This is a genomic window from Halopenitus persicus (genome assembly GCF_002355635.1).
GTDB lineage: Archaea > Halobacteriota > Halobacteria > Halobacteriales > Haloferacaceae > Halopenitus > Halopenitus persicus_A.
Window position 1 is genome coordinate 638,594 of record NZ_AP017558.1, and the last position, 20,528, is coordinate 659,121.

The 20,528-nt window shown below is 59.1% G+C and carries 14 protein-coding genes and 2 pseudogenes; 11 read left to right on the forward strand and 5 right to left on the reverse strand.

Translation table 11 applies throughout. The features are described from left to right. Positions 1-28 precede the first annotated feature (28 nt). The gene (gene ilvA, locus CPZ00_RS03155; protein ID WP_096389585.1) at positions 29-1,336 is read left to right on the forward strand and encodes a threonine ammonia-lyase; all 1,308 of its coding nucleotides are present in this window, start codon (positions 29-31) and stop codon (positions 1,334-1,336) included. Between the two features lie 81 nt (positions 1,337-1,417). Here ilvA and lpdA read toward each other — a convergent pair whose 3' ends face one another. Both lpdA and CPZ00_RS03165 read right to left on the reverse strand, forming a co-directional pair. Next, positions 1,418-2,839: a dihydrolipoyl dehydrogenase gene (gene lpdA / locus CPZ00_RS03160; protein ID WP_096389587.1), complete on the reverse strand. Its 1,422-nt coding sequence runs from the start codon at positions 2,837-2,839 to the stop codon at positions 1,418-1,420. 242 nt (positions 2,840-3,081) lie between these two features. After that, positions 3,082-3,714 (reverse strand): trimeric intracellular cation channel family protein, encoded by a 633-nt coding sequence (locus CPZ00_RS03165; protein WP_096391575.1) that lies wholly within the window; start codon positions 3,712-3,714, stop codon positions 3,082-3,084. 309 nt (positions 3,715-4,023) lie between these two features. Between CPZ00_RS03165 and CPZ00_RS03170 the strand changes: the two genes are divergently transcribed. Genes CPZ00_RS03170 through CPZ00_RS03180 form a run of 3 tightly spaced genes read left to right on the forward strand, consistent with a single transcriptional unit; the run spans position 4,024 to position 6,821 of the window. Next, positions 4,024-4,734, forward strand: a complete 711-nt coding sequence (locus CPZ00_RS03170; RefSeq protein WP_096389589.1) for a DUF5058 family protein — start codon at positions 4,024-4,026, stop codon at positions 4,732-4,734. A gap of 1 nt (position 4,735) precedes the next feature. Beyond that, positions 4,736-5,482, forward strand: coding sequence for a hypothetical protein (locus tag CPZ00_RS03175; RefSeq protein ID WP_096389590.1), 747 nt, complete (start codon positions 4,736-4,738; stop codon positions 5,480-5,482). Positions 5,483-5,537: 55 nt separating this feature from the next. Further along, complete coding sequence (locus CPZ00_RS03180; RefSeq protein ID WP_096389592.1) at positions 5,538-6,821, forward strand: amidohydrolase; 1,284 nt, start codon at positions 5,538-5,540, stop codon at positions 6,819-6,821. 496 nt (positions 6,822-7,317) lie between these two features. Here CPZ00_RS03180 and CPZ00_RS03185 read toward each other — a convergent pair whose 3' ends face one another. After that, a complete protein-coding gene (locus CPZ00_RS03185) occupies positions 7,318-9,669 on the reverse strand; it encodes an amino acid permease (protein WP_096391576.1) in 2,352 nt (783 codons plus the stop codon). A gap of 463 nt (positions 9,670-10,132) precedes the next feature. On the opposite strand from CPZ00_RS03185, the gene CPZ00_RS15230 reads away from it, so the two are divergent. From CPZ00_RS15230 to CPZ00_RS03195, 3 genes and pseudogenes are all read left to right on the forward strand, one after another. Next, entirely contained in the window at positions 10,133-10,648 is a 516-nt protein-coding gene (locus CPZ00_RS15230; RefSeq protein ID WP_157744157.1) for a hypothetical protein, read from the forward strand. Beyond that, a pseudogene (locus CPZ00_RS16105) lies at positions 10,649-11,580 on the forward strand (tyrosine-type recombinase/integrase). 336 nt (positions 11,581-11,916) lie between these two features. Continuing rightward, positions 11,917-12,735: pseudogene (locus tag CPZ00_RS03195) on the forward strand (IS5 family transposase); the annotation flags it as partial. 190 nt (positions 12,736-12,925) lie between these two features. Here the strand turns inward: CPZ00_RS03195 and CPZ00_RS03200 are convergent. Further along, positions 12,926-14,161, reverse strand: a complete 1,236-nt coding sequence (locus CPZ00_RS03200; RefSeq protein WP_233255127.1) for a glycosyltransferase family 2 protein — start codon at positions 14,159-14,161, stop codon at positions 12,926-12,928. A 173-nt stretch (positions 14,162-14,334) separates the two neighbouring features. Here CPZ00_RS03200 and CPZ00_RS16110 point away from each other — a divergent pair, with 173 nt between their 5' ends. Together CPZ00_RS16110 and CPZ00_RS03210 are read left to right on the forward strand one after the other, a co-directional pair. Further along, positions 14,335-15,039: a tyrosine-type recombinase/integrase gene (locus CPZ00_RS16110; protein ID WP_096389596.1), complete on the forward strand. Its 705-nt coding sequence runs from the start codon at positions 14,335-14,337 to the stop codon at positions 15,037-15,039. Positions 15,040-15,386: 347 nt separating this feature from the next. After that, positions 15,387-17,633, forward strand: coding sequence for a DUF1508 domain-containing protein (locus tag CPZ00_RS03210; protein WP_096389598.1), 2,247 nt, complete (start codon positions 15,387-15,389; stop codon positions 17,631-17,633). A 199-nt stretch (positions 17,634-17,832) separates the two neighbouring features. Here CPZ00_RS03210 and CPZ00_RS15235 read toward each other — a convergent pair whose 3' ends face one another. Then, complete coding sequence (locus tag CPZ00_RS15235) at positions 17,833-18,228, reverse strand: hypothetical protein (RefSeq protein WP_157744158.1); 396 nt, start codon at positions 18,226-18,228, stop codon at positions 17,833-17,835. Positions 18,229-18,932: 704 nt separating this feature from the next. Here CPZ00_RS15235 and CPZ00_RS03215 point away from each other — a divergent pair. Together CPZ00_RS03215 and CPZ00_RS03220 are read left to right on the forward strand one after the other, a co-directional pair. Further along, positions 18,933-19,442, forward strand: coding sequence for a hypothetical protein (locus tag CPZ00_RS03215; protein ID WP_096389599.1), 510 nt, complete (start codon positions 18,933-18,935; stop codon positions 19,440-19,442). Further along, a complete protein-coding gene (locus CPZ00_RS03220; protein WP_096389600.1) occupies positions 19,443-20,489 on the forward strand; it encodes a tyrosine-type recombinase/integrase in 1,047 nt (348 codons plus the stop codon). Positions 20,490-20,528: the final 39 nt, after the last annotated feature.

Sequence of the window (20,528 nt, forward strand, 5' to 3'; positions counted from 1 at the left end):
CACGCGTACCGACGCCATCACGATTCGAATGACCATTACCATCGAGGACATCACGGCAGCCGAGGACAGGATCGACGACGCCGCGGGCATCCGACGAACGCCCGTGCAGACGAGTTCGACGCTGGGCCACCGGCTCGACGCGGACGTCCGTTTGAAGTGCGAACACCTCCAGAAGACGGGGTCGTTCAAGCCACGCGGCGCGTTCAACGCCATCCATCGGCTCGCCGACGGCGACGCGGATCGCGTCGTCGCGGCGAGCGCGGGCAACCACGCGCAGGGCGTCGCGTTCGCGGCGACCGAGCTCGGGCTCGAGTCGGTGATCGTGATGCCGGAGACGGCGCCGCAGGCGAAGGTCGACGCGACCGAGGGGTACGGGGCCACCGTCCGGCTCGTGGGCGACACCTTCGCCGACGCGATGGAGACCGCCCGGTCGCTGGCCGCGGACCCGGACACCGAGTTCGTCCACGCGTACGACGACCCCGACGTCGTCGCCGGCCAGGGGACGATCGGCCTGGAGCTGCTCGAGCAGGTGCCCGAGATGAGCCTGCTCACGGTCCCGATCGGCGGCGGCGGGCTGATCGGCGGGATCGCGACCGCGGTGAAGGCCATCGACGATTCCGTCCGCATCGTCGGCGTTCAGGCCGAAACGGCCGCCACGGTGCCCCAAAGCCTGCGGAAGGGACGACCGATCGAGAACGAGACCCCGGACACGATCGCCGACGGGATCGCGACGGGGAGCGTCTCGGATCTCACGCTCGGGATCATCGACGAGCACGTCGACGAGGTCGTCACGGTCACCGACACCGAGATCGCGCAGGCCACGCTGTGGCTGCTCGAGCGAACGAAGCAGCTCGTCGAGGGGGCCGCCGCGGCGGCCGTCGCACCGCTGCTCACCGGGGCGGTCGACTGCCGGGACGAGACCGTGGTGCCGGTGCTCGGCGGCGGGAACATCGACGTCGCGACGCTGCAGGACATCCTCACGCGGGCGCTCGTCGACCGCCGGCAGTTCGTCACGCTCACGGTCAGGATCGACGACAGGCCGGGCGTGCTCGGCGAGGTCGCCGAGATCATCGGCCACCACGACACGAACGTGCGAAGCGTGCGTCACGACCGCTCCGAAGAGGGGCTACCCGTCGGCACGGCGGATCTGGTCATCCGGATGACGACGCCCGGCACCGCGGCGATCGACCGGATCATCGCGGATCTCGAGGCGGCGGGGTACGCCATCAAACGCGTCGTGCCGGCGATCCACTCCGAGGACGTCGATGGTGGCGGCGACGGTGCCGGGAGCGACGGCGGTAACGGGAGTTCCGACGACGAACTGACGACGAACTGACGACGAACTGACGACGAACTGACGGCGTCCGAGTGGTCGGTTCAGGGTGGTGGGGACCACGCCCGACCGGGGAGCGACGGTCTACCGGTTCAGGGTGTGGATCGCTTGATCCATCGCGTTCTCGGCCGCCTCCATCACGGCCTCCGCCAGCGTCGGGTGGGTGTGAACGGTCGTCGCGACGTCCTCGAGCGTTGCGCCCGTCCCGACCGCGAGGCCGACCTCCGCGATCAGTTCGGAGGCGTCGGGGCCCACGATCTGCCCGCCGAGCACGGCGTGGTCGTCGTCGGCGGCGACGATCCGGACGAAGCCGTCCGTCGCGTCGGCGGTCATCGCGCGGCCGGACGCCCGGAACGGCATCTCGCCGACGAGCGGGTCGAAGCCGGCGTCGGCCGCCTCGGCCTCGGTGAGCCCGACCGTGGCGATTTCGGGGTCGGTGAACACCGCGTTCGGGACGGCCTGTCCCTCGAGGGTGGCCGGCTCGCCGGCGATGGTCTCCGCGGCGACGATCCCCTCCCGGCTGGCCGCGTGCGCGAGCATCGGGTCGCCCGCCACGTCGCCGACCGCGAAGACGTGGTCGTGGGCGGTCCGCCCCTGCGCGTCCGTCTCGAGGAAGCCGTTCTCGTCGGGGGCGAGACCGATCGCCTCGAGATCGAGCGTTCCGGTGACGGGCTGGCGTCCGACCGCGACAAGCACGCGGTCGGCTTCGTAAACCGACTCCGCGCCGTCCTCGGTTTCGGTGACGACCTCGATCCCGGTCCCGTCGGCCTCGCGAAGATCGCTTGCACCCTCGCCGAACGAGAACTCGATCCCCAGATCCTCGGCCCGCGAGCGAACGACGCGCTTCACGTCGTCCTCGTAGATCGGAAGCACGTCGTCGAGCATCTCGACCACCGTCACGTCGGCGCCGAGCTTGGCGAACGTCGTCGAGAGCTCCATCCCGATGTAGCCCGCGCCGACGACCACGAGCCGGTCGGGAACGGTTTCGGCGCCGAGCGCGTCCCGCGAGGACCAGACCGTCTCCGCGGCGAACGGGAAGTTCGGGATCTCGATCGGCCGGCTCCCCGTCGCCACGATCGCGTGCTCGAAGGAAACCGTGTCGGGCGCCGCGTCCGCGCCGTCGATGGCCAGCTCGGTGTCGGACGCGAACGTCGCCGTCCCCTCGATGAGGGTCACGCCGTTCGCCTTACACAGCTTCTCGACGGACCGGCTCATTCGCGAGACGACGCCGGACGTCCAGTCCTGCAGCGTCGGCATGTCGACCTCGAGGTCGCCCCGCAGGCCCAGCTCGGTCGCGTGGGTCGCGTCGTGGGCGAGGTCGGCCGCGTGGATGTACGCCTTCGAGGGGATACAGCCCGCGTTGAGACAGACGCCGCCATAGGCGTCCCTCTCGACGAGCGTCACGTCGAGGCCGTGCTGTGCGGCGCGGATCGCGGCGACGTATCCGCCGGGTCCGGCGCCGATGACCGCTACGTCCGTTTCGATGGATGAATCGGTGGTGCTCATGGTCGTGGTGAACCGCTCGTGGTCGTGGTGAACCGCTCGTAGTCGTGGTGAACCACTCGTAATCCGGGCGACGACGCGGCCTGCCGGGCGAAACCCGGGCGAGACGTACGCGGGCCCGTAGCTGGACTCCCGCGGTTCGATCGCGATTCGCTCGTCCCGTGGTTCGCTCGTCCCGCGATTCGCTCGTTTGAGACTGATCCGCGAACGAATTTATAAATTCCCCATCGCGTCGAGCGGACGCGTCACTTCGAGCCGTTGCCGAACAACCCGTCGAGCGCCGCGCCGACCGTCTGGGCGGTCGGAAGGTGCCACCCGAACCAGACGGCGTACAGCCGGGTTCCGACGGTGACCGTCGCACACAGCGCAGCTGCGAGATTGCTGGCGCCGAACGCGACCGCGAGGATCCAGTAGGTCGTCCCGCCCAGAACGGCACAGCTCGCGTAGAAGTCGGTCACCAGGATGAACGGCGACCGGTCGAGCAGGATGTCGGCGAACGCGCCGCCCCCGACCGCGTTGATCGTGGCGATCGCGACGACGCCGAAGCTTGAGACGCCCGTTTCGACCGCCACGATGGCGCCCGCAGTCGTGAACGCCGCCAATCCGACCGCGTCCGAGACGACGGTTATCGGATGATCGTCGGGGGACTCCAACACGAGATGTAATCCCACGGCGAGGCTGACGCCGACCATTCCGAGGGTGATCTCGCCCATCGAGCTGAGCGCGAGCGGGATCCGACCGACGATCACGTCCCTGGTCGCGCCGCCGACGAACGCGGTGGTGAGGCCGACGACGGTGATCCCGAACAGGTCGAACTCCTCGCGGATCGCCTTCGCGGATCCGACGAGGGCGAACGCGATCAGCCCGATCGAGTTCATGACCGCGAACGGGTCCAGCAGGACGGCTCGAATCGACTCGTACACCTGTACGTACGATATGGCGGGAAGCGCTATTGAACGCTGTGGTTTCGGGGATCCCGGGCGACGTTCGCCGACCGTCCCGTTCCGTCGACGTCACGTGCGATGGTCCGGCTGTGACGGCCCGCTGCGAACCGGGAGCAGTGGTCGATCGCCGCGATCGAGCGTGGACTCAGACCCCGATCCCGAACGATATATTTATATATAGGAATAAGAGAGACAGTACCAGACATGGTATGGTATGAAATCTTAACAGTCGTTCCAGCATATATGGATATCGCTAACAGTCGGTGGTTGTGGCTCTCCACGATACCGGTCGTCTCGGTGGTGCTGTTGCAGGCGGCGATCTTCCTCCGACGGGCCTGGCGGGACGGGAAGGAGATGGGGCTCTCCGAGGACCAGCTGCGAACCGGGTTCAAGACCGGCCTGATCTCGGCGATCGGTCCCGCCGTCGCGGTCCTCGTCGGAATGTTGGCGCTGATCGCCACCGTGGGCGGCCCGGTCGCCTGGATGCGGCTCTCCGTGATCGGATCGGTCGCGTTCGAGCTTCCGGCAGCCGAGCTGGGGGTGAGCCAGTTCGGATACGGACTGGGCGATGAGGGCATCACCGAGACCGCGTACGCGACGGCGGTCTGGTCGATGACGCTCGGCGGAACCGGCTGGCTGCTGGTCTCGGCGCTCGGAACGCCGCACATGGAGAAGGCGAGACAGAAGCTGGGGAACGGCAAGGACAAGCTCATCCCGATCATCAGCTCGGCCGCGATGCTCGGGGCCTTCGCCTACTTCCTGACCGGCGAGGTCGCGGCGGGGACCCCCGAGACGGGGTCGGTCGCGGTCGGGGGGCTCGTGATGCTGCTCCTCCTCCGGATCGCCGACCAGCGGGACGTCCAGTGGATACGGGAGTGGGCGCTCGGCGTGGCGATGATCGTCGGTCTGTTCGTCGGCGTGGCGCTGCAAGTGACCGTCGGGAGTTGGTGGTAAGATGTCCGGAACCGACTCATCCGCTGCCGGCGGCTCCGGAACCGGTTCGGACGTCTACCAGGACAGCTTCATCCCCTACATCAACACGTGGGGGCGCCGGACGAACCTCCTCGCGGTGCTGCTCTCGCTGGGGCCGGCGGTCGTCCTCCTCACCGTCTTCGACATCGTCCCGCCGTCACAGGCGATCATCGGCGCGTTCGTCTCGGTCGCGGCGACGTTCGGCATCTTCTGGGTCGTCGAGCCGATCTCGTATTACCCCGTACTGGGGATCCCGGGCACCTACATGGCGTTCCTCTCCGGAAACATCTCGAACCTCCGGCTGCCCTGTGCGGCCGCGGCCCAGGAGAGCGCCGACGTCCAGACGGGCACGCCGCAGGGGAGCATCATCTCGACGATCGCGATCGCCGCGTCGATCGGCGTGAACACGACGCTGCTCGGCGTCGGTGCGTTCGCCCTCGTGTCCGCGTTCCAGGCGTTGCCCGGCCTGTGGCAGAACGCGCTCGAGTCCTACCTCGTTCCCGCGGTGTTCGGCGCCATCTTCGCGCAGTTCGGGCGCGATTACCCGAAGGTCGCCGGCGTCGGATTCGTGCTGGCGCTGGCGATGACGTTGCTGTTGGAGGCGGGCGTGCTCAACTTCCTGCCGGGGTACCCGCTGTACGTGGTGATCATCGTCTCCGTCTTCGGAACGATCCTGATCGCCCGGTGGATGTGGGAGCAGGGGATGATCGAGGCGCCGGAGGACGACTGAGAAGGAGCAACAATCAAGGGCTTCGGCGGGAGAGATATACCATCGAACGAACGCCATGACATCGACACAGACGATCCCATCGAACGCGGAATTGACTGAATTGCGGCGCGAGTTCCACCGCCATCCCGAACCCGGTTGGTGTGAGTTCCGAACGACGGTGCGGATCGTCGAGGAACTGGAACGAATGGGCGTCGACGAGATCCACGTCGGGCCCGACGCCCTCGACTCCGAGGAGCGACTGGGGGTGCCCGACGACGACGTCCTCGCGGAGTGGTACGAGAAGGCGGCCGCCGGGACCGACCGGACGGACCTCCTCGAGCGGCTACGGGGCGGTCACACCGGCGCCGTCGCGGTCGTGCGGAACGGCGAGGGCCCGACCGTCGGCCTGCGCGTGGACATCGACGCGCTGCCGATCACCGAATCGACCGACGACGACCACCGGCCGGTCGCCGAGGGGTTCCGATCGACGAACGAGGGGTACATGCACGCCTGCGGGCACGACGCCCACATCACGCTCGGGCTCGGGGTTCTCCGGACGGTGCTCGAGAGCGACTTCGAGGGAACGTTCAAAGTCTTCTTCCAGCCCTCCGAGGAGCTGCTGGGCGGCGGCAAGGCGATGGCTTCGGGCCCCCACATCGACGACGTCGACTACCTGTTCGGCGCCCACGTCGGCCTCGACGTCCCCGTCGGGACGGTCGTCGCCGGGCTCGACGAGGCGCTGGCGCTCTCCCGGATGGACGTCACCTTCGAGGGCGAGTCGGCCCACGCCGGGCTGGCCCCCAACGAGGGACGAAACGCGGTCCAGGCGTTCATCGCGGCCGCCGACAACGTCTACGGCATCCCGCGCCACCGGGAGGGGAACACGCGCGTGAACGTCGGGCAGCTCCGCTCGGACAACGCCGCGAACGTCATCGCCGACCGGGTCACCGCGTCGATCGAGGTCCGCGGCGAGTCGACCGAGCTGATGGAGTACATGCGCGACGCCGTCCGCCGATACGTCGACACGGCGGCCGAGATGCACGAATGTGAGGCCGAGGTCGAGCTCACCGGCGAGTCGATCCGGCAGGACTGTGACGAGGAGCTCGTGGACCTCGTGAGCGGGACGGTGACCGACCGGTCGGACTCGCTCTCGCTCGTGCGCCGCGACGCCCTGGCCGCCAGCGAGGACGCGACGTACCTGATGCAGGCCGTCTCCGAAAACGGCGGCGCGGCGACGTACCTCGGCATCGGCGCGAGCAACCCGAGCGGCCATCACACCCCGCGGTTCGACGTCGACGAGGCGTGCCTGCCGATCGGCGTCGATGTGCTGTCGGCGTCCGTCCTGCAGCTGCTCTCGTAGGCCCGACCAATGGGGCAACCGGTGGCCGGCGGAACGCTGCACTCCGACGTGGCCGTCCTTTTCGTTTGTATCACGACCGCATCGAAAGGCCGTGTGAACGGCGACCGATGACTGGCGTCCGGTGATTGGCGTCCGGTGACCGGCGTCCGTCGTCCGGCGACTGGCGACCGACGAACGAATCCGTCGTTATGGATGGAGACATACCAATATTAAATACAATATGTGAATTTGAAATAGACGGATGAATAGAACGTGAGAACGCATCGATCGACCACCACGGGGAGATCTCTGGATCGATTTTTATCCGGGTTCGTCGTAGATGATCGTACAATATTTAAATAATATTTATATCCCGGATCATATTTAATATATCGCATTGTACCAGGCGGCGACGGTGTGGACCCCCGTTTCAGCTGTGTTTACGTGGATGTGGGAGTAGTTATGTCAGATCCAGTGATTTCCTCTTTTTATATAATGGAGTATATATTCGTCGCTGTTACGACCGGCGGCTTTTGAACCACCGAGTTATGCGTGACGCGATCCCGAGGTTCCGTTTCACCATAATGACGGTGCTGTCCGCTCGCCGGCCGACCTCTTCGGGAATGGCCCCGAACACGACCTGCTGGAGGAGCCCTTCACGAGACGCCCCAATGATAGTGAGGTCGTGGTCGGCTGCTTCTTCGACGATGGAATCCCCGATGTTCGTTCCGTCGATGATCTCCGTCGACGTCTCCAAGTTCTCGAGTGCAGCGACGGTCGAATCGAGAATCGATCGGGCATCGCCGTCACGGTCCGAGTCGGTGGATCGAACGTATATCACTTTGACGTGAGCATCGTTCCGTCTGGCAACGGCACGGGCGATCTCCGTTGCGAACTCGGCGTGAGGACCGCCAGCCGTCGGCAGGAGGATCGAATCCACTTCGCCGATGGACGCACTGTCTGCGGCAGGACCGACACGCTCAACCAAAACGTCACAGCGAGCCTTGGTCACCACCTCGTCGACGTTACTCCCCAGGACGAAATCACGACGACGGGGGCGACTCCGCCAGCCCATCAGCACGAGACCGATATCGTCCTGTTCGATCGTATTGAGGATCGCCCGGGACACGTCGTGTCCGATGCGGATTTTGCCACTCACCGGGATGCCCGGGCGCTCTTCGTCCGCAAAGTCGATCGCCTGGTCGATGACGGCGCGTTCCTCATCGACGAACTGGCGCCCCTCCGAAATCGGCGTCTGGCGCGGAACGGTGGCGACGCTTACCACCTCTATCTCGGCGTCTCGCTGTTCGGCAAGATCGAGCGCCGTCCGCATCAACTGCTCGACGGTCGCCGGATTCGCTACCGGAACGAGGATCCGCTGCTCCCGCTCGCGCCGTTCTTCGGCGGGGGCTTGCTCGGTCGTGACGGTCGGCGTTTCCTCCTCGATCTTTTCCTCCGCTTTCCGCCGCGAGTAGCCGTAATACAGGAGCAGTCCCAGACCCATCCAGATGGCCGTGGTCACGAGCGCGATGAATCCGTGGGAGTCGGGTCCCAGACCGATTTCCATACCCAGGGCCGACAGGAGGAACGGCGTCAACAGGAACTGGAGGACGATCCCGATGAGCGGCGGCCACGGCATGTACGGGACTTCGTACGTCCGTGGCAGGTCAGGGTGGGTCTTGCGCATCTTGATGACCGTCCAGTTGACCTGCACGAACAGCAGAATGAACATGATGTCGGCGGAGGCGGCGACTGATTCGATGGGTAGCGTCACCGCCATCAGCGCGATGAGCACCGCCGAGAGGAAGATCGCCACGTGTGGCGTTCGCTTCTCGGGGTGGACCTCGCTGAGGAGCTCGGGGAGGGCCTTGTCGCGCCCCATCGCGAACGAAACGCGTGAGGAGGAGTACACGGTCGCGTTCAGTGCGCTCATCGTTGCCGTCAGGCCAGCGACCAGGAGTAACGGGACGCCGTAGGGGACGAACTGTCCGGCCGCCTCGATGATGCCGAGTTCGCCCAGATTACCGAGCACTTGCCACGTGGGCGCACCCACCGAGACGCCCGCTCGGTCGGCCAATTCGGGTATCGTCTCGATCCCACCGATCGCGGCGAAGGCGACGAGAACGTAGATCGGCACGACGATCGCCAGCGAGTAGAAGACCGCCTTCGGGACGTTCGTTCCCGGATCGACCACCTCTTCGCCGGACTGGACGATGATCTCGTAGCCCTCGAAGGCGATGTACGTGAAGCCCATCGCGCCGATGATACCGACGACACCGTTCGGTGCAAACCCGGGACTATTGAGGAATTTCGTGGGCCAGTTCGGCGTCTGAACCGTCGCAAGAATGCCGAAGGCAACGAAAACGCCGAGGATGGCGACTTTGATGAACGTCACGATGACGCCGGCCTTGCCGGTTTCCTCGGCCCCCCGATAGTTGATATATGCGAACAGAGAGATCATAAGGACCGCGAGGATCTTATCCAGCAGTTCGCGGCCGATGAACCCCAGAAGATGGAACCCCTCCGCGAGAACACCACCGTAGACCAGGAACTCGGTGAGAAACACGCCGAACGTCACCGCGTACAGCGAACAGGCGACGGCGTGGGCGAACCAGGACATCCAGCCCGCATAGAAGCCGTTCGGATCGACGAGCGCTTCTTTCACCCAGAGATAGCCGCCACCTGCCTCCGGGAACGCGGCTCCGAGTTCGGCATAGGAGACGGCCGTAAACAGCGCAACGAAGCCGTTCAGAGCGAACGCGAGGATCAGTGCGGGCCCCGCGAGCCCCGCGGCGAAGCCCGTGAGGGCGAAAACGCCGGCCCCGATCATCGCACCAACGCCGATGAACGTGATATCGAAGAAGCTCATGTCCCGCGAGAGTTCCGTCTCGACCTCGCCGGACGCGCCCCCATCGCCGGATTCGCTCCGAGCGTCGGAGGCACCACTATTAGCCGAGGCATCCGTCATAGTGTAGGCTGACACGGTGCGGGTAGAAAAAAGCGGAGGCTGCGGATTCGGGTCTCCGGCCGTGATTCCATCCGTGGCAGCAACCGGCCCGGGTGTCCCCAGCAGTGGATCTCGGCTCCGTCTTCCGGTCGGGATCGGCTTCCGTATGCACGTGTACAATGACGAGGTCTTTTCGGGGGGCAGCGCCACGAACCTCGCCAGCCGTGTCGCCTGTACTTCTTCAACGGTGGCTTAAAAGACGTAAGAACGATCGAGGTCAGTCTCCGACTCGAACGGAAGGGAAGAGGCCTCGGCACTCATTCAAGCGAACACTGCACTTAGACATAAAATAATTGTTAATAAATTATACCTGTGAGAATAATCTATGGATCCAGAACAATCGAAAGACTCGAATTGGAAAGAGGTAGTTGGACTAGCTGACGGTACAGACAAAGTCGCCATATACTGTAAAGAATCAGATAAAGAAGCGTGGACCGAAGAAGCCGAAGAGAAGGGGTATCCAAGCCGGAGTAAGTACCTCTATGACCTCGTTATCGAAGGTCAACGAGTACGGGAGACCGACTTCTTCGATAAGCCAGGAGACTCTGAGCAGAACGAAGAGCTTCGGGAGCGAATCAACGAGCTGCACGACGAGATCAGTCGTCTGAAAGGTAGCCCCGATGGTGATCCGAACCTCATTGTACCGGATCTGGTTCTAGGAGAACTATCGGAGGAGTACCGGACACACGATGAGCTTGTCAGCAGTATACTCGATTCTGACCGTATCGAGAATCATGTCCGAGAGGAAGTGGAAGACATTCTGTACGACCTAATCGATGCGGACCGAGCAGAATACCAGATTGGACACGGCTGGCGACACGTTCCGGAGGGTGATTCATAGATGGTCGAAGAGTGGGAGACACAAGTTTTCGAAAACAAGCACGAAGTTATCAACGACTTCCTGCAGCAGAAAGAGACGACTGGACGTAGCCGTCGGACACTAAATGCGTATAGCCGTGTTCTCCGCAAGTTCTACCACGAGCATTTTCCGGAAAAACGCCGGCAGAGACAACGGTCAGAGATATCGAGGAGTATCTCCGAATCCTGAACGACAGAGATCTCAGTCGGAACACGAAGCGACGGTATCTCGAATCGCTCTCGGCGTTCTTCAGCTACGCGATGAAACGCCCTCGGTTTGAAGAGGTTACCGGGAATCCAGCTGCAGTCATACTGGAAGAGATACCAAAGGAAATTCGATCACGGCCCGACTGTGCAACGTGGGAAAACGCGAAGAAGATCGTCCGAGGAATGTCGAATCCTCGGGACAAAACTGTCGCCGCGATCTTGGCCAAAACAGGATGCCGCCTCACGGAAGCGTTGGAGATCAAGATGGATGACCTAATGCTCGATAGCGGATTCATCCGTCTACGGCAACGAAAAGGAGGAAAACAGACCGTCGTCCCCATTGACGAGGAAACGGTACGGGCGATAGAGCGGTGTAAGCTGGTTAGTGGTGATCACGACGAGGGATATCTGTTCGTCAGTATCCAAGGGAATCGAGTAGGCCGTGAGCGACTCCGTAGGACCATTCGAGAAGCTGCGGTTGATACTGGCGTTATGGAAGAGGGTGAAACGCGGTTCGAACGGAAGTTCACCCCCCACACGTTTCGGACTGTGTTTACCACGCTAATGCGGAGACAAGGGATGGATGATCGGATTCTTCAGTATATTCGGGGAGATTCAGAATCCGAGACGATGGATATCTATACCAGAGTCGACCGTGAGGAGGCGAGGCAACAATATCTTGAATGCATCAAATCACTGCAAAGCTAACGGATGGGAGTAGTTCCATCTCTGTAATACCCACCGACGATAACGCCTCGTATTCGTAGAAACTCAACATCCGATCTCTCGAATGCAAGGGGCCTGGCAGTACTCATAGGGTTCATCATCACCGGATGCCGAGTCCGGTTCAGTGCGGTGCCTCATCATCGGCCCGACTCGTTCTACGGTACTTGGAGCAAAACCGTTGTCGTTCACTCACGAGTATCCAGCAAGGCAGTAACCGCGACCTCAGATTACAAACAGACATACGAGGAAATTTTGGAGATATATGGCCTCGTTGAAACCCTTGCTGACAAACACGACAGGTGAGTAGCTGGAGAGGAGATGGATGCTCTCCCGAAGTCACGTCTTCTTCGATTCGTTGAACGGGCTTTAGTACTGGCTCGCCGTGCTGTGGCACGGTTCTCGACTCGCTATTCACGGAAGCGGTTCACGCTGCGGCAACACGTTGTCTTGCTCTGTCTCAAGGTGAAAAAGACGACCACGTACCGTGACCTCGTTGACGAACTCATCGAGATGCCGCACATTCGAGACGCCCTCGGCCTTGATTCGATCCCCGCACCCTCGACACTCTGTAAGGCGTTCGACCGCTTGGAGATGGCCGTCTGGCGGGTTCTGCTCAACGTTTCACTTAGAGACTTGCCGCTGAACGGTGTCACCGGCATCGATCCATCCGGGTTCGAACGGGCGCACGCTTCTACTCACTACACGAAGCGAACGAACCTCACCATCCAGCAGTTGAAGACAACGCTGTTGGTCGATACAGCAACCAACGCAGTACTCGATATTCACGTGACCACAACGCGGAAGCACGATACCCAAATTGCGCCACAGGTAATGAAACGGAACGTACAATCCATCGCGGTGTTGGCCGGTGACAAGGGATACGACGACCAGAAACTCCGGCAGCTCGCCCGTGACCACGATATTCGACCACTCATCAAGCATCGGGAGTTCACACCTCTCCACAAGGCGTGGAATGCTCGGCTGGACAACGACCTCTACCATCAACGGAAGATAAACGAGACAGTCAACGCGACCATCAAACAGAAATTCGGTGCATTCGTCAGGTCGCGTCTCTGGTGGAAGCAGTTCCGCGAACTCGTCATCAAGTGTGTGGTTCACAATCTTGAACGAGGGCTCGATATTGCATCCGAGGGGGCGGATGTCAGTAGTTCCGAGAGGAACGGGCTGCTGAATATAGAGAGTGCATTCAGCATGAGAAACGCCTCAGCCTCTACTCTAAACTGGAACTCTCCGACGGAATGTGCTTACCTCAAGACCAGCAGCGAAGGGGAACTACCTCTCAGGGTATTGTGATCGGATCTTCAGACTAATCATCGTCGCTGAAAATCCCTATTTCGAACTCATCATCAGACTCACGGAGGAGTCGACCGGTTCCATCGTGCTCAGCAAGTGCTCCCTCATCGAGGTGGTTTGCCTGTTCTATAACGTCAGCAGTGACTTTTTCGGTTACTTCGAACTCCTCGACTGGGCTAACGACTCCCCAGAGCGCCCCGACAGAGTGGAGGACAACCGCCAGCGGCGTGAGAATCAGGAACACTGGCCACAAGATCGGGTGTTTCCGATAGCCCACCACGCCAAAGAACATATACACGAACAGAATCCCTAAAAGGGCTGTAGAGAGCAGCGAATACAGTCCTATCCCGGGAGCTGTCCCGGGCAACAGGTACGATGCGATAGCCAACAACGGTACGAACGGTGAGAACGCCCACGCGATGACCCGAGTGAAGTACAGCGGCCGGTATAGTGGCGGAAGTAAGTGATCATCACCGATTGTGCCGGACATCCATCGCCGCCGTTGTTTGATCATCGCTTTGAGCGATGGCGGAGCTTGATTCCGAAACCGATCATTGACTAACTGGTAGGTCAAATTGTGGTCTCTCGCTGCCCGCCAGATCAGATTCGTGTCCTCCGTGATCGTGGCTACATCCCACCCAACCTCTTGTTCAATCTCACGGCGGATTGCAAAACCTCCACCCCACGCGTATAGGGGATACGATAGGCGGCGAAATCCCAGCTGTTCAAATTGATAACCCGTGCGAAACACTTCACAGAGATACGTGAGACGTGAACCGGTGTAAATTGGCTTCTCTGTGAACTGAATGAAATCAGCATCTGGAAGCCCAGTGAGTTCTGTAACGAGCGTATCTTCGTCTAGATAGAGGAGATATTCTTTATCAGCATCAACGTTTCTCCGTGCCCATTCAACGGCCCGACCTTTGTTAGTCGCGTTGCAATCAAAATCATCGGGAACAACATGGACTTGAGCACCATTGATACTGATGTCTGCTTCGGCGATAACACGCACATCTGTGATATTGTCGGGCAGTGCGTTGACGGTCTGTTGGACGACAGACTCAGCGTCAATCGTCAGTACACGGACTTGGATATCATCAAGCCCCCACACTTCCTCAGTATCTTGTTTCCATCCACGTGAAAGCAAAGTCACCTCGACGACCCACCACAGTGAGGAGAGACCGTAGACAAGCAGTGCTGCCCACAAGAAGATGGCCAACACCCCCTGTAGCGATACCAAATCGGTCACATTACGTGATTACGGCAGAATCTATTAAGCACAGCGTAATTGCTCCGTTACTGTTCCGTAATGGACTATTATACTGTATGCTAATCTGCCCAGCCAGTTCATGACCGACTTGCGCTCTGTATTCAGTACAACTCGGCGGTACTTCCAATCCGTCAGCATGAGGATGACTACGGGTGTCTCATCACAACGAACCCGGGACAGAATGGGCGAATCGTCATCGACGGGCGCTCACGACTCGGCATACTCACGAGGATGTCCTCACCGATCGTCAGTTCGAACTCTTGCTGGAAGCGTGTTCAAGCCTTTCAGCGCCACACGATTTCGAAGCGCGATTCATTTGTCTCATCGCAGGCCGCCTTGGACTTCGCGCTGGCGAGGTCGCGCATTTACAGACGGCGTGGGTGAACTGGAACCGTCGAACGATTCGCATCCCCCAACACGAACCGTGCCAGTGTGGGTACTGCCGACGTCAGGCACGGCAGGAAGCCATCCACAACGAACGTCTCTCCGTCGAGGATGCTGTCGCATCCCGCTGGCATCCGAAGACTGTGGCATCGGCGCGGCTGATCCCATTCGACCTCTCACTTCGGCTGGAGCTTTGCGTCGAGCGGTTTGCCAATCGGTACGATGCGTTCCCTCGGTCGCGGTCAACGATCAACAGACGAGTACAGGCTGCCGCGAGCGAGGCTGACCTACCGGGTCGCGTCTATCCACACTGTCTGCGAGCAACTGCCGCCAGCTACCATGCCTACAAAGGCGTCGCCCCGGTGCCACTGCAAGCCCTGATGGGCTGGAGTGATCTGGCGACCGCACAGAAATACATCCGTATCTCTGGGACAGCGACGGCTGATGCGCTGCGTCGAGTTCATCACAAGTAGGGACTCCTCAGGCGTCTCTCAGTATCGTTCTGACCGATACAGAGGATGTAGTCAGCATCGGTATGCGGTCGGAGCCTACAAGATGGTCTTATGCAGACTATCTGTTGGATCGAGTCATGGAGTGGAACAACATACTGTGGTGTGCTGGCGATTCGGCGAGCAATAACAGCCCGACGAGTGTAGCGCCGACGAACAGCCAGCGGGACATACCTGGAGTTCATCACGTAGTTGAGAAATACTCTTGTTCTGAGCTATAATCCATCATATCGGGTAGTATATGATTATATGTGGTAATTTCATACTACCAAAACGGTAAGTTCATCTTACCTAAGATTAATGATAACAGTATGACTCGAGTAAGCCGTCATCTGTCTATCGAATTTATCGTACTCCTTGTAATCACCGCGATAACGTTTCTCGTACTTTTCGCCGTTCTTCCGTTCGACTTGGTCCAGGCGCTTTTGATTGTCGCCCTTGTCGCGTTCTTTTATTTCGGTATCGCCGTTGCCTTGGCGAAATACAAACATCGGACACCGGATTGGCTCAATACGGCCCCTCTCTGGCTGATCATAATGGTGCCGGTGGCTATCGGTGTCTCGCTCCTCTTTAGATACTGGGCCGAGGCCACGTTCTTCAACGTGGTTTTCGTTCTGGGGATGATGTTTATGTTCCTCTACTACTGGCTGATGGTTCCGTTCGCTATGGTTCAGAAAATCGAGGAACAAAACTGGGATGAACAAATCGATGAGTGGCCGGAAATCACCGTCCTCATCCCTGCGTACAAAGAGCGCGGGCACATCGGCCGGACGCTGGATTCCATCTCAGCCACGACATACACTGGCGGTATCGAACTTATTGTCATCGACGACGGGAGCGCTGACGGAACTTACGAAGAGGCCACGGCCCACGCCGGAACTGACGCCCTAGTCATCCAGAAGGAAAACGGCGGAAAACATTCAGCACTGAACCGAGGACTTGAGGAAGCGACAAACGACATTATCGTCGCCATCGATGCCGATTCCTGGATCGATCCCGACGCGTTCGCGGAACTCGTCAAGTCTTTCAAACGGCACCCCAACGCTGGTGCAATAGCCGGCAACGTCAAAGTCGGGAACCGGGGCTCGTTCATTACGAACCTGCAAGCGCTTGAATACATCGTTGGGATCAACACGTTCCGACGGGCGTTTGACCATGTCGGTCTCGTCTCCGTCGTCCCTGGCTGTCTCGGGGCGTTTCGGGCGGATACCCTCCGGGAAGTCGGGGGATACAGTGCCGACACGCTCACTGAGGACTTCGATCTGACAATAGAGATACTCAAGCGTGGCCGAAGCGTCCATATGAGTGAAGGGATCGTGTACACCTACGCTCCGACGAACTGGCGCGGCCTCTACAGACAGCGCCTCCGGTGGTACCGTGGTCAAATCCAGACGCTCCGTAAACACGTCGGCGTTTTCAGTGACCCGAACTACGGGTTACTTCACCGGCTCGTCTTCCCGTACGCGTTCCTCTCAATGACGCTCTTGCCGCTTATGGGTGTTGTGGTGTCTATCGTCATCCCGCTTGCGATCATCGCGGGGCAGGGGTTGATGATGCTCAAGATTGCGATGTTCTTTTTCGCACTCATATTCCTGCTGTCGCTTCTCGCCATTGAGATCGACGCTGAGGACAGGAAGTTGGTGGTGTACTCACCGCTGTCAGTAATTGGCTACAAACAGTTTCAGGACGCCGTCCTTATAAAAAGTATCTTCGATGTTTTTAGCGGGAAAGAACTTGGCTGGACAAGCGCCGGTCGCATACCCCAAGAAGCAACGGAGCAAGGGACGTTCGCTCCGCCCGCACCTACAGCCGGTGCCGACAACGAGGTGTCGACACTTTCCACCGTCGCCGACTCAGAATCGTCTTTCGACGTGTATCATGACGCCGCCGACGAGTGGCGCTGGCGGCTCCGCCACCGCAACGGCAACATTATCGCAGACAGTAGCGAGGGATACAGCTCCCGAGACTCCGTTGAGGACGCTGTTGGTCGAGTTGCCGCTACTGTCGGTGATGCCGACACGCTGGAATACGACCCCGCTGGCTTCGAGGTTTATGAGAAAGACCCTGATGAATGGCACTGGCAACTCCGGATGAAAAGCGGTCGAGTACTCGCCCGGAGCAAACTTGGATTCGATTCTCGCGGTGATACCCTCGATGCTATCGAACGTGTGCGAAACAATGCGACCGAAGCGGAGCGATGGAGCATCACTGTTGGCGAGACGAGCGGCTACCACTGGCGACTGACAGCGCCGAACGGGCGGGTCATCGCGCGGAATGCGAAAGGGTACACCAGTAAATCGGACGCAGAGACAGCTATGGGCCGGGTGAGAAAGGCCATTCCGAAGGCGGACACGCTGGAGTTCGACCCAGTTGGATTCGTCGCCTATGTGGATACTCTCGGTGAGTGGCGCTGGCGACTCAAACATCGTAATGGCCGTATCTTGGCCGACAGCGGCGAGGGATACAGTTCGAAAGCCAGTATGCGGAACGGCATCGAGACTGTCCAACGAACCGCCAGAGAGGCGGCTGTTGCCCAGCCGATTCCCACGAATGGGTAACAATCTGATATAACGATCAGATTTTTATGTGGGAGTGTCGCGATTGTTTCGAGCGTTTCCGGCGGATACTCGTAGAATCGAAAGATAAATTACAGTACATAAAGCTGATCGGCTTTGTTTAAATTCTTAGAGAGTGATCTGTTTTCGTGGTCGCGCTGAATATAGAGCGTGGATGCAGCACAGCGGTAACTCCAGGGATTTAGCCGAATATATTGCGAAAGCGCTCGGATAACGGTTTGTATTGCCATCCACACCTATGGCACGTTAGATAGTCGTCATCGTCATATCGGCGTACATACTGTTGACAATTAGGGCAAATCCCTTCTTTCGGAGTTGTTTCGTGATACTGGGACTTCTTTTGTGAGAAAACGTGGATGTGGAGTCCGTGAACACTTGAAACGGCCAAATATACGTAGTTATCGCCATTATACGTTTTTCTCTTCGCTTTGAATCCAGCTCCTTTATCAATACCATCTGATTTAGCCGCTGAAACCACCCACTCGGGTGGATCAGGATATAAATTCCACCCGTCTTCCTCAACAGCTTTAATTAATTTTTCTTCGTCTTCTTGCCGTTGCCCGTGGCCATTTGGCATACTCGAACATCTTTCATCCTGAAAATAAATACTGGGGCTTCCTGAAGTGATTTTGAAATTCTGTGAATGGCGCTGCCGGTGATTCAATCTACGTTCAACATACGCGCTGTGTATTCAGTACGGCCGCTAAAACCTATCACCGATCAAGGGTTTCAACAAGGCCTCAAACCCCTACTTGTAGATATTCTTCAAGTACAGTCCTTGATGTCCTTATGGCATATATGGAGATAGATGTCGATTGCCTTTTAGGATCCCGCGGACGTGCTGTTCAGCTTGTTATATCTCATTTTATTCTTCCAAGTCCGATCTTCGAACCTTGCTGCATACGCGCCCTGAATTCAGCAAGGCTGCTGGAACTTATTACTGCCAGAGAGTACAACTAGACCGGTTAACTTATTCTGAGAATTAACATCAGAAAACATCTATAGGTCAACAGAGGGCTCAAAGACGAGCAATGAAAAGCATAATTTCCAAACTTTTATATTCGAATTATACAGGAATATCGGTTAGAGAACGTATAATGGCCTCTTTAACCGTCTCTGACACAATAAATCCCTCTACTGACGTTAGATAGCCCGTTCTTGGCACTCATAGATACAACAGGTTACATAGGATATAAAAATCTTGACAGGTAATCTAACCTGTGAGAGAGGTCGAAACCGGGTATCCCCCGTTTTTCTCCACCCCCGAAAGGTGAAACAAGAATGTCAGAAGACAAGCAAAAGTGGAAGCAGACCAGTGGCTTCGCTGGAGACACCGAAGTCGCCCAGGTCGTATGCAAGGAAGAAGATTTCAAACAGTGGGATGAGGAAGCCGAGGAAAACGGGAAGTCCCGGAGCCGTTACCTGTACTCTTTGATCCAGGAGGCCCGAGCCTACCGACGGCACGGCCTGAACGGTGCCACGTGCAACCAGAAGCGTGTTCAGGAGCTTGAGGATGAAGTCTCACGGCTCCAGAAGCGTGTTGAGGAGAAGGAGTCTGAGAGTTCTGAGGCAATCAGCTTCGACCCATCCACCCTGAAACAGGACGTTCTCACCGACCAGTACCAATCCCTGGAGGATATTCTCCGGCGTATCGTTGAGGAAGGAATCCTGGATGATGTTCTACGGCAACCAGTCGAGAACCAGCTCTACTTCCTGGCCGCCCAGGACATGGTAGAGTACGAACGTGGCTGGGGCTGGAAACTGACTGAGGACAACGGAGGTGCAGCATAGATGGCGGCCAAGAAGTACGAAGTCCTGCTGGACTCGGATACCTGGGAGGAACGAGTCTTCAAGAACAAACACAGCTGCATCAACGACTGGCTCCGCAGCAAGGACTCGACAGGCAAATCCCGAAGAACCTTGAACGCTTACAGCAGGACTGCTGCCCGGTTCTTCCACGAGTGGTTCCCTGACACCCATCCCTCAGAGGTAACGGTTGGTGACATCGAGGAATACGTTCTCGACCTCAACGACCGGGAGGTAGCACGGAACACGAAACGCCGGTACGTTGAATCACTCAGTAGCTTCTACACCTGGGCCTTGTTCCGGCCACGGTTCGAGGACATCACCGGCAACCCAGCCAAGGTTGTTCTTGAGGAAATCCCGAAGGAGAAGAAGCCACGACCGGAGACAGCTACGTGGGAGAACGGGAAGCAGATAGTCAAGAACATTCCAGATCCCAGGGACAAGACCGCTGCCGTCATCCTGGCGAAGACCGGTGTCCGAATCCAGGAGGCACTGAACCTGAAGGAGGAGGATCTGAACAACCTGGAGGACGGTTTCATCCGATTCCGAGATAGGAAGGGTGGTACGACCACGGTCAACCCGGTGGACGACGAGACGGTGCAAGCAGTTCAACGGCTCCGGGCGATCTCTTCCAGCAAGTCGGAGTACCTGTTCACGTCGATCCGTGGCGGTCCGATAGGGAAGGAACGGCTTCGGAGAGAGGTTCGGAAGGCAGCTGTCAAAGCCGGAGTCATGGACGACGTGGACGAGAAGCGTTGGCACCACAAATTTACTCCTCACTATTACAGGACGATCTTCACGTCCCAGATGAGGAACAACGGGCTTCCGGATCACTTCACCCGGTATCTGCGTGGCGACGGCGACCAGGAGGTCATGGATCTCTATACGAAGATTCCCAGGGATCAGGTCCGGGACGAGTACCTGGAGATCATCAAACCCCTTAACCTGTACGCCAGGACGGATGGAGGTGAGAATCAGTCATCGGAGAACACCAGATCTCGCCGGTCACGGACAAGGCAGGAGACGTTGTAGGCGCACCTGTCTTCCTCTCCCCTGAGGAAGTTGAACAGC

Coding starts and splice junctions, on each gene's coding strand:
- ilvA (WP_096389585.1), top strand. CDS start 29: ATGACCATTACCATCGAGGACATCACGGCAGCCGAGGACAGGATCGAC.
- lpdA (WP_096389587.1), bottom strand. CDS start 2,839: ATGAGCACCACCGATTCATCCATCGAAACGGACGTAGCGGTCATCGGC.
- CPZ00_RS03165 (WP_096391575.1), bottom strand. CDS start 3,714: ATGAACTCGATCGGGCTGATCGCGTTCGCCCTCGTCGGATCCGCGAAG.
- CPZ00_RS03170 (WP_096389589.1), top strand. CDS start 4,024: ATGGATATCGCTAACAGTCGGTGGTTGTGGCTCTCCACGATACCGGTC.
- CPZ00_RS03175 (WP_096389590.1), top strand. CDS start 4,736: ATGTCCGGAACCGACTCATCCGCTGCCGGCGGCTCCGGAACCGGTTCG.
- CPZ00_RS03180 (WP_096389592.1), top strand. CDS start 5,538: ATGACATCGACACAGACGATCCCATCGAACGCGGAATTGACTGAATTG.
- CPZ00_RS03185 (WP_096391576.1), bottom strand. CDS start 9,669: ATGAGCTTCTTCGATATCACGTTCATCGGCGTTGGTGCGATGATCGGG.
- CPZ00_RS15230 (WP_157744157.1), top strand. CDS start 10,133: ATGGATCCAGAACAATCGAAAGACTCGAATTGGAAAGAGGTAGTTGGA.
- CPZ00_RS03210 (WP_096389598.1), top strand. CDS start 15,387: ATGACTCGAGTAAGCCGTCATCTGTCTATCGAATTTATCGTACTCCTT.
- CPZ00_RS15235 (WP_157744158.1), bottom strand. CDS start 18,228: ATGCCAAATGGCCACGGGCAACGGCAAGAAGACGAAGAAAAATTAATT.
- CPZ00_RS03215 (WP_096389599.1), top strand. CDS start 18,933: ATGTCAGAAGACAAGCAAAAGTGGAAGCAGACCAGTGGCTTCGCTGGA.
- CPZ00_RS03220 (WP_096389600.1), top strand. CDS start 19,443: ATGGCGGCCAAGAAGTACGAAGTCCTGCTGGACTCGGATACCTGGGAG.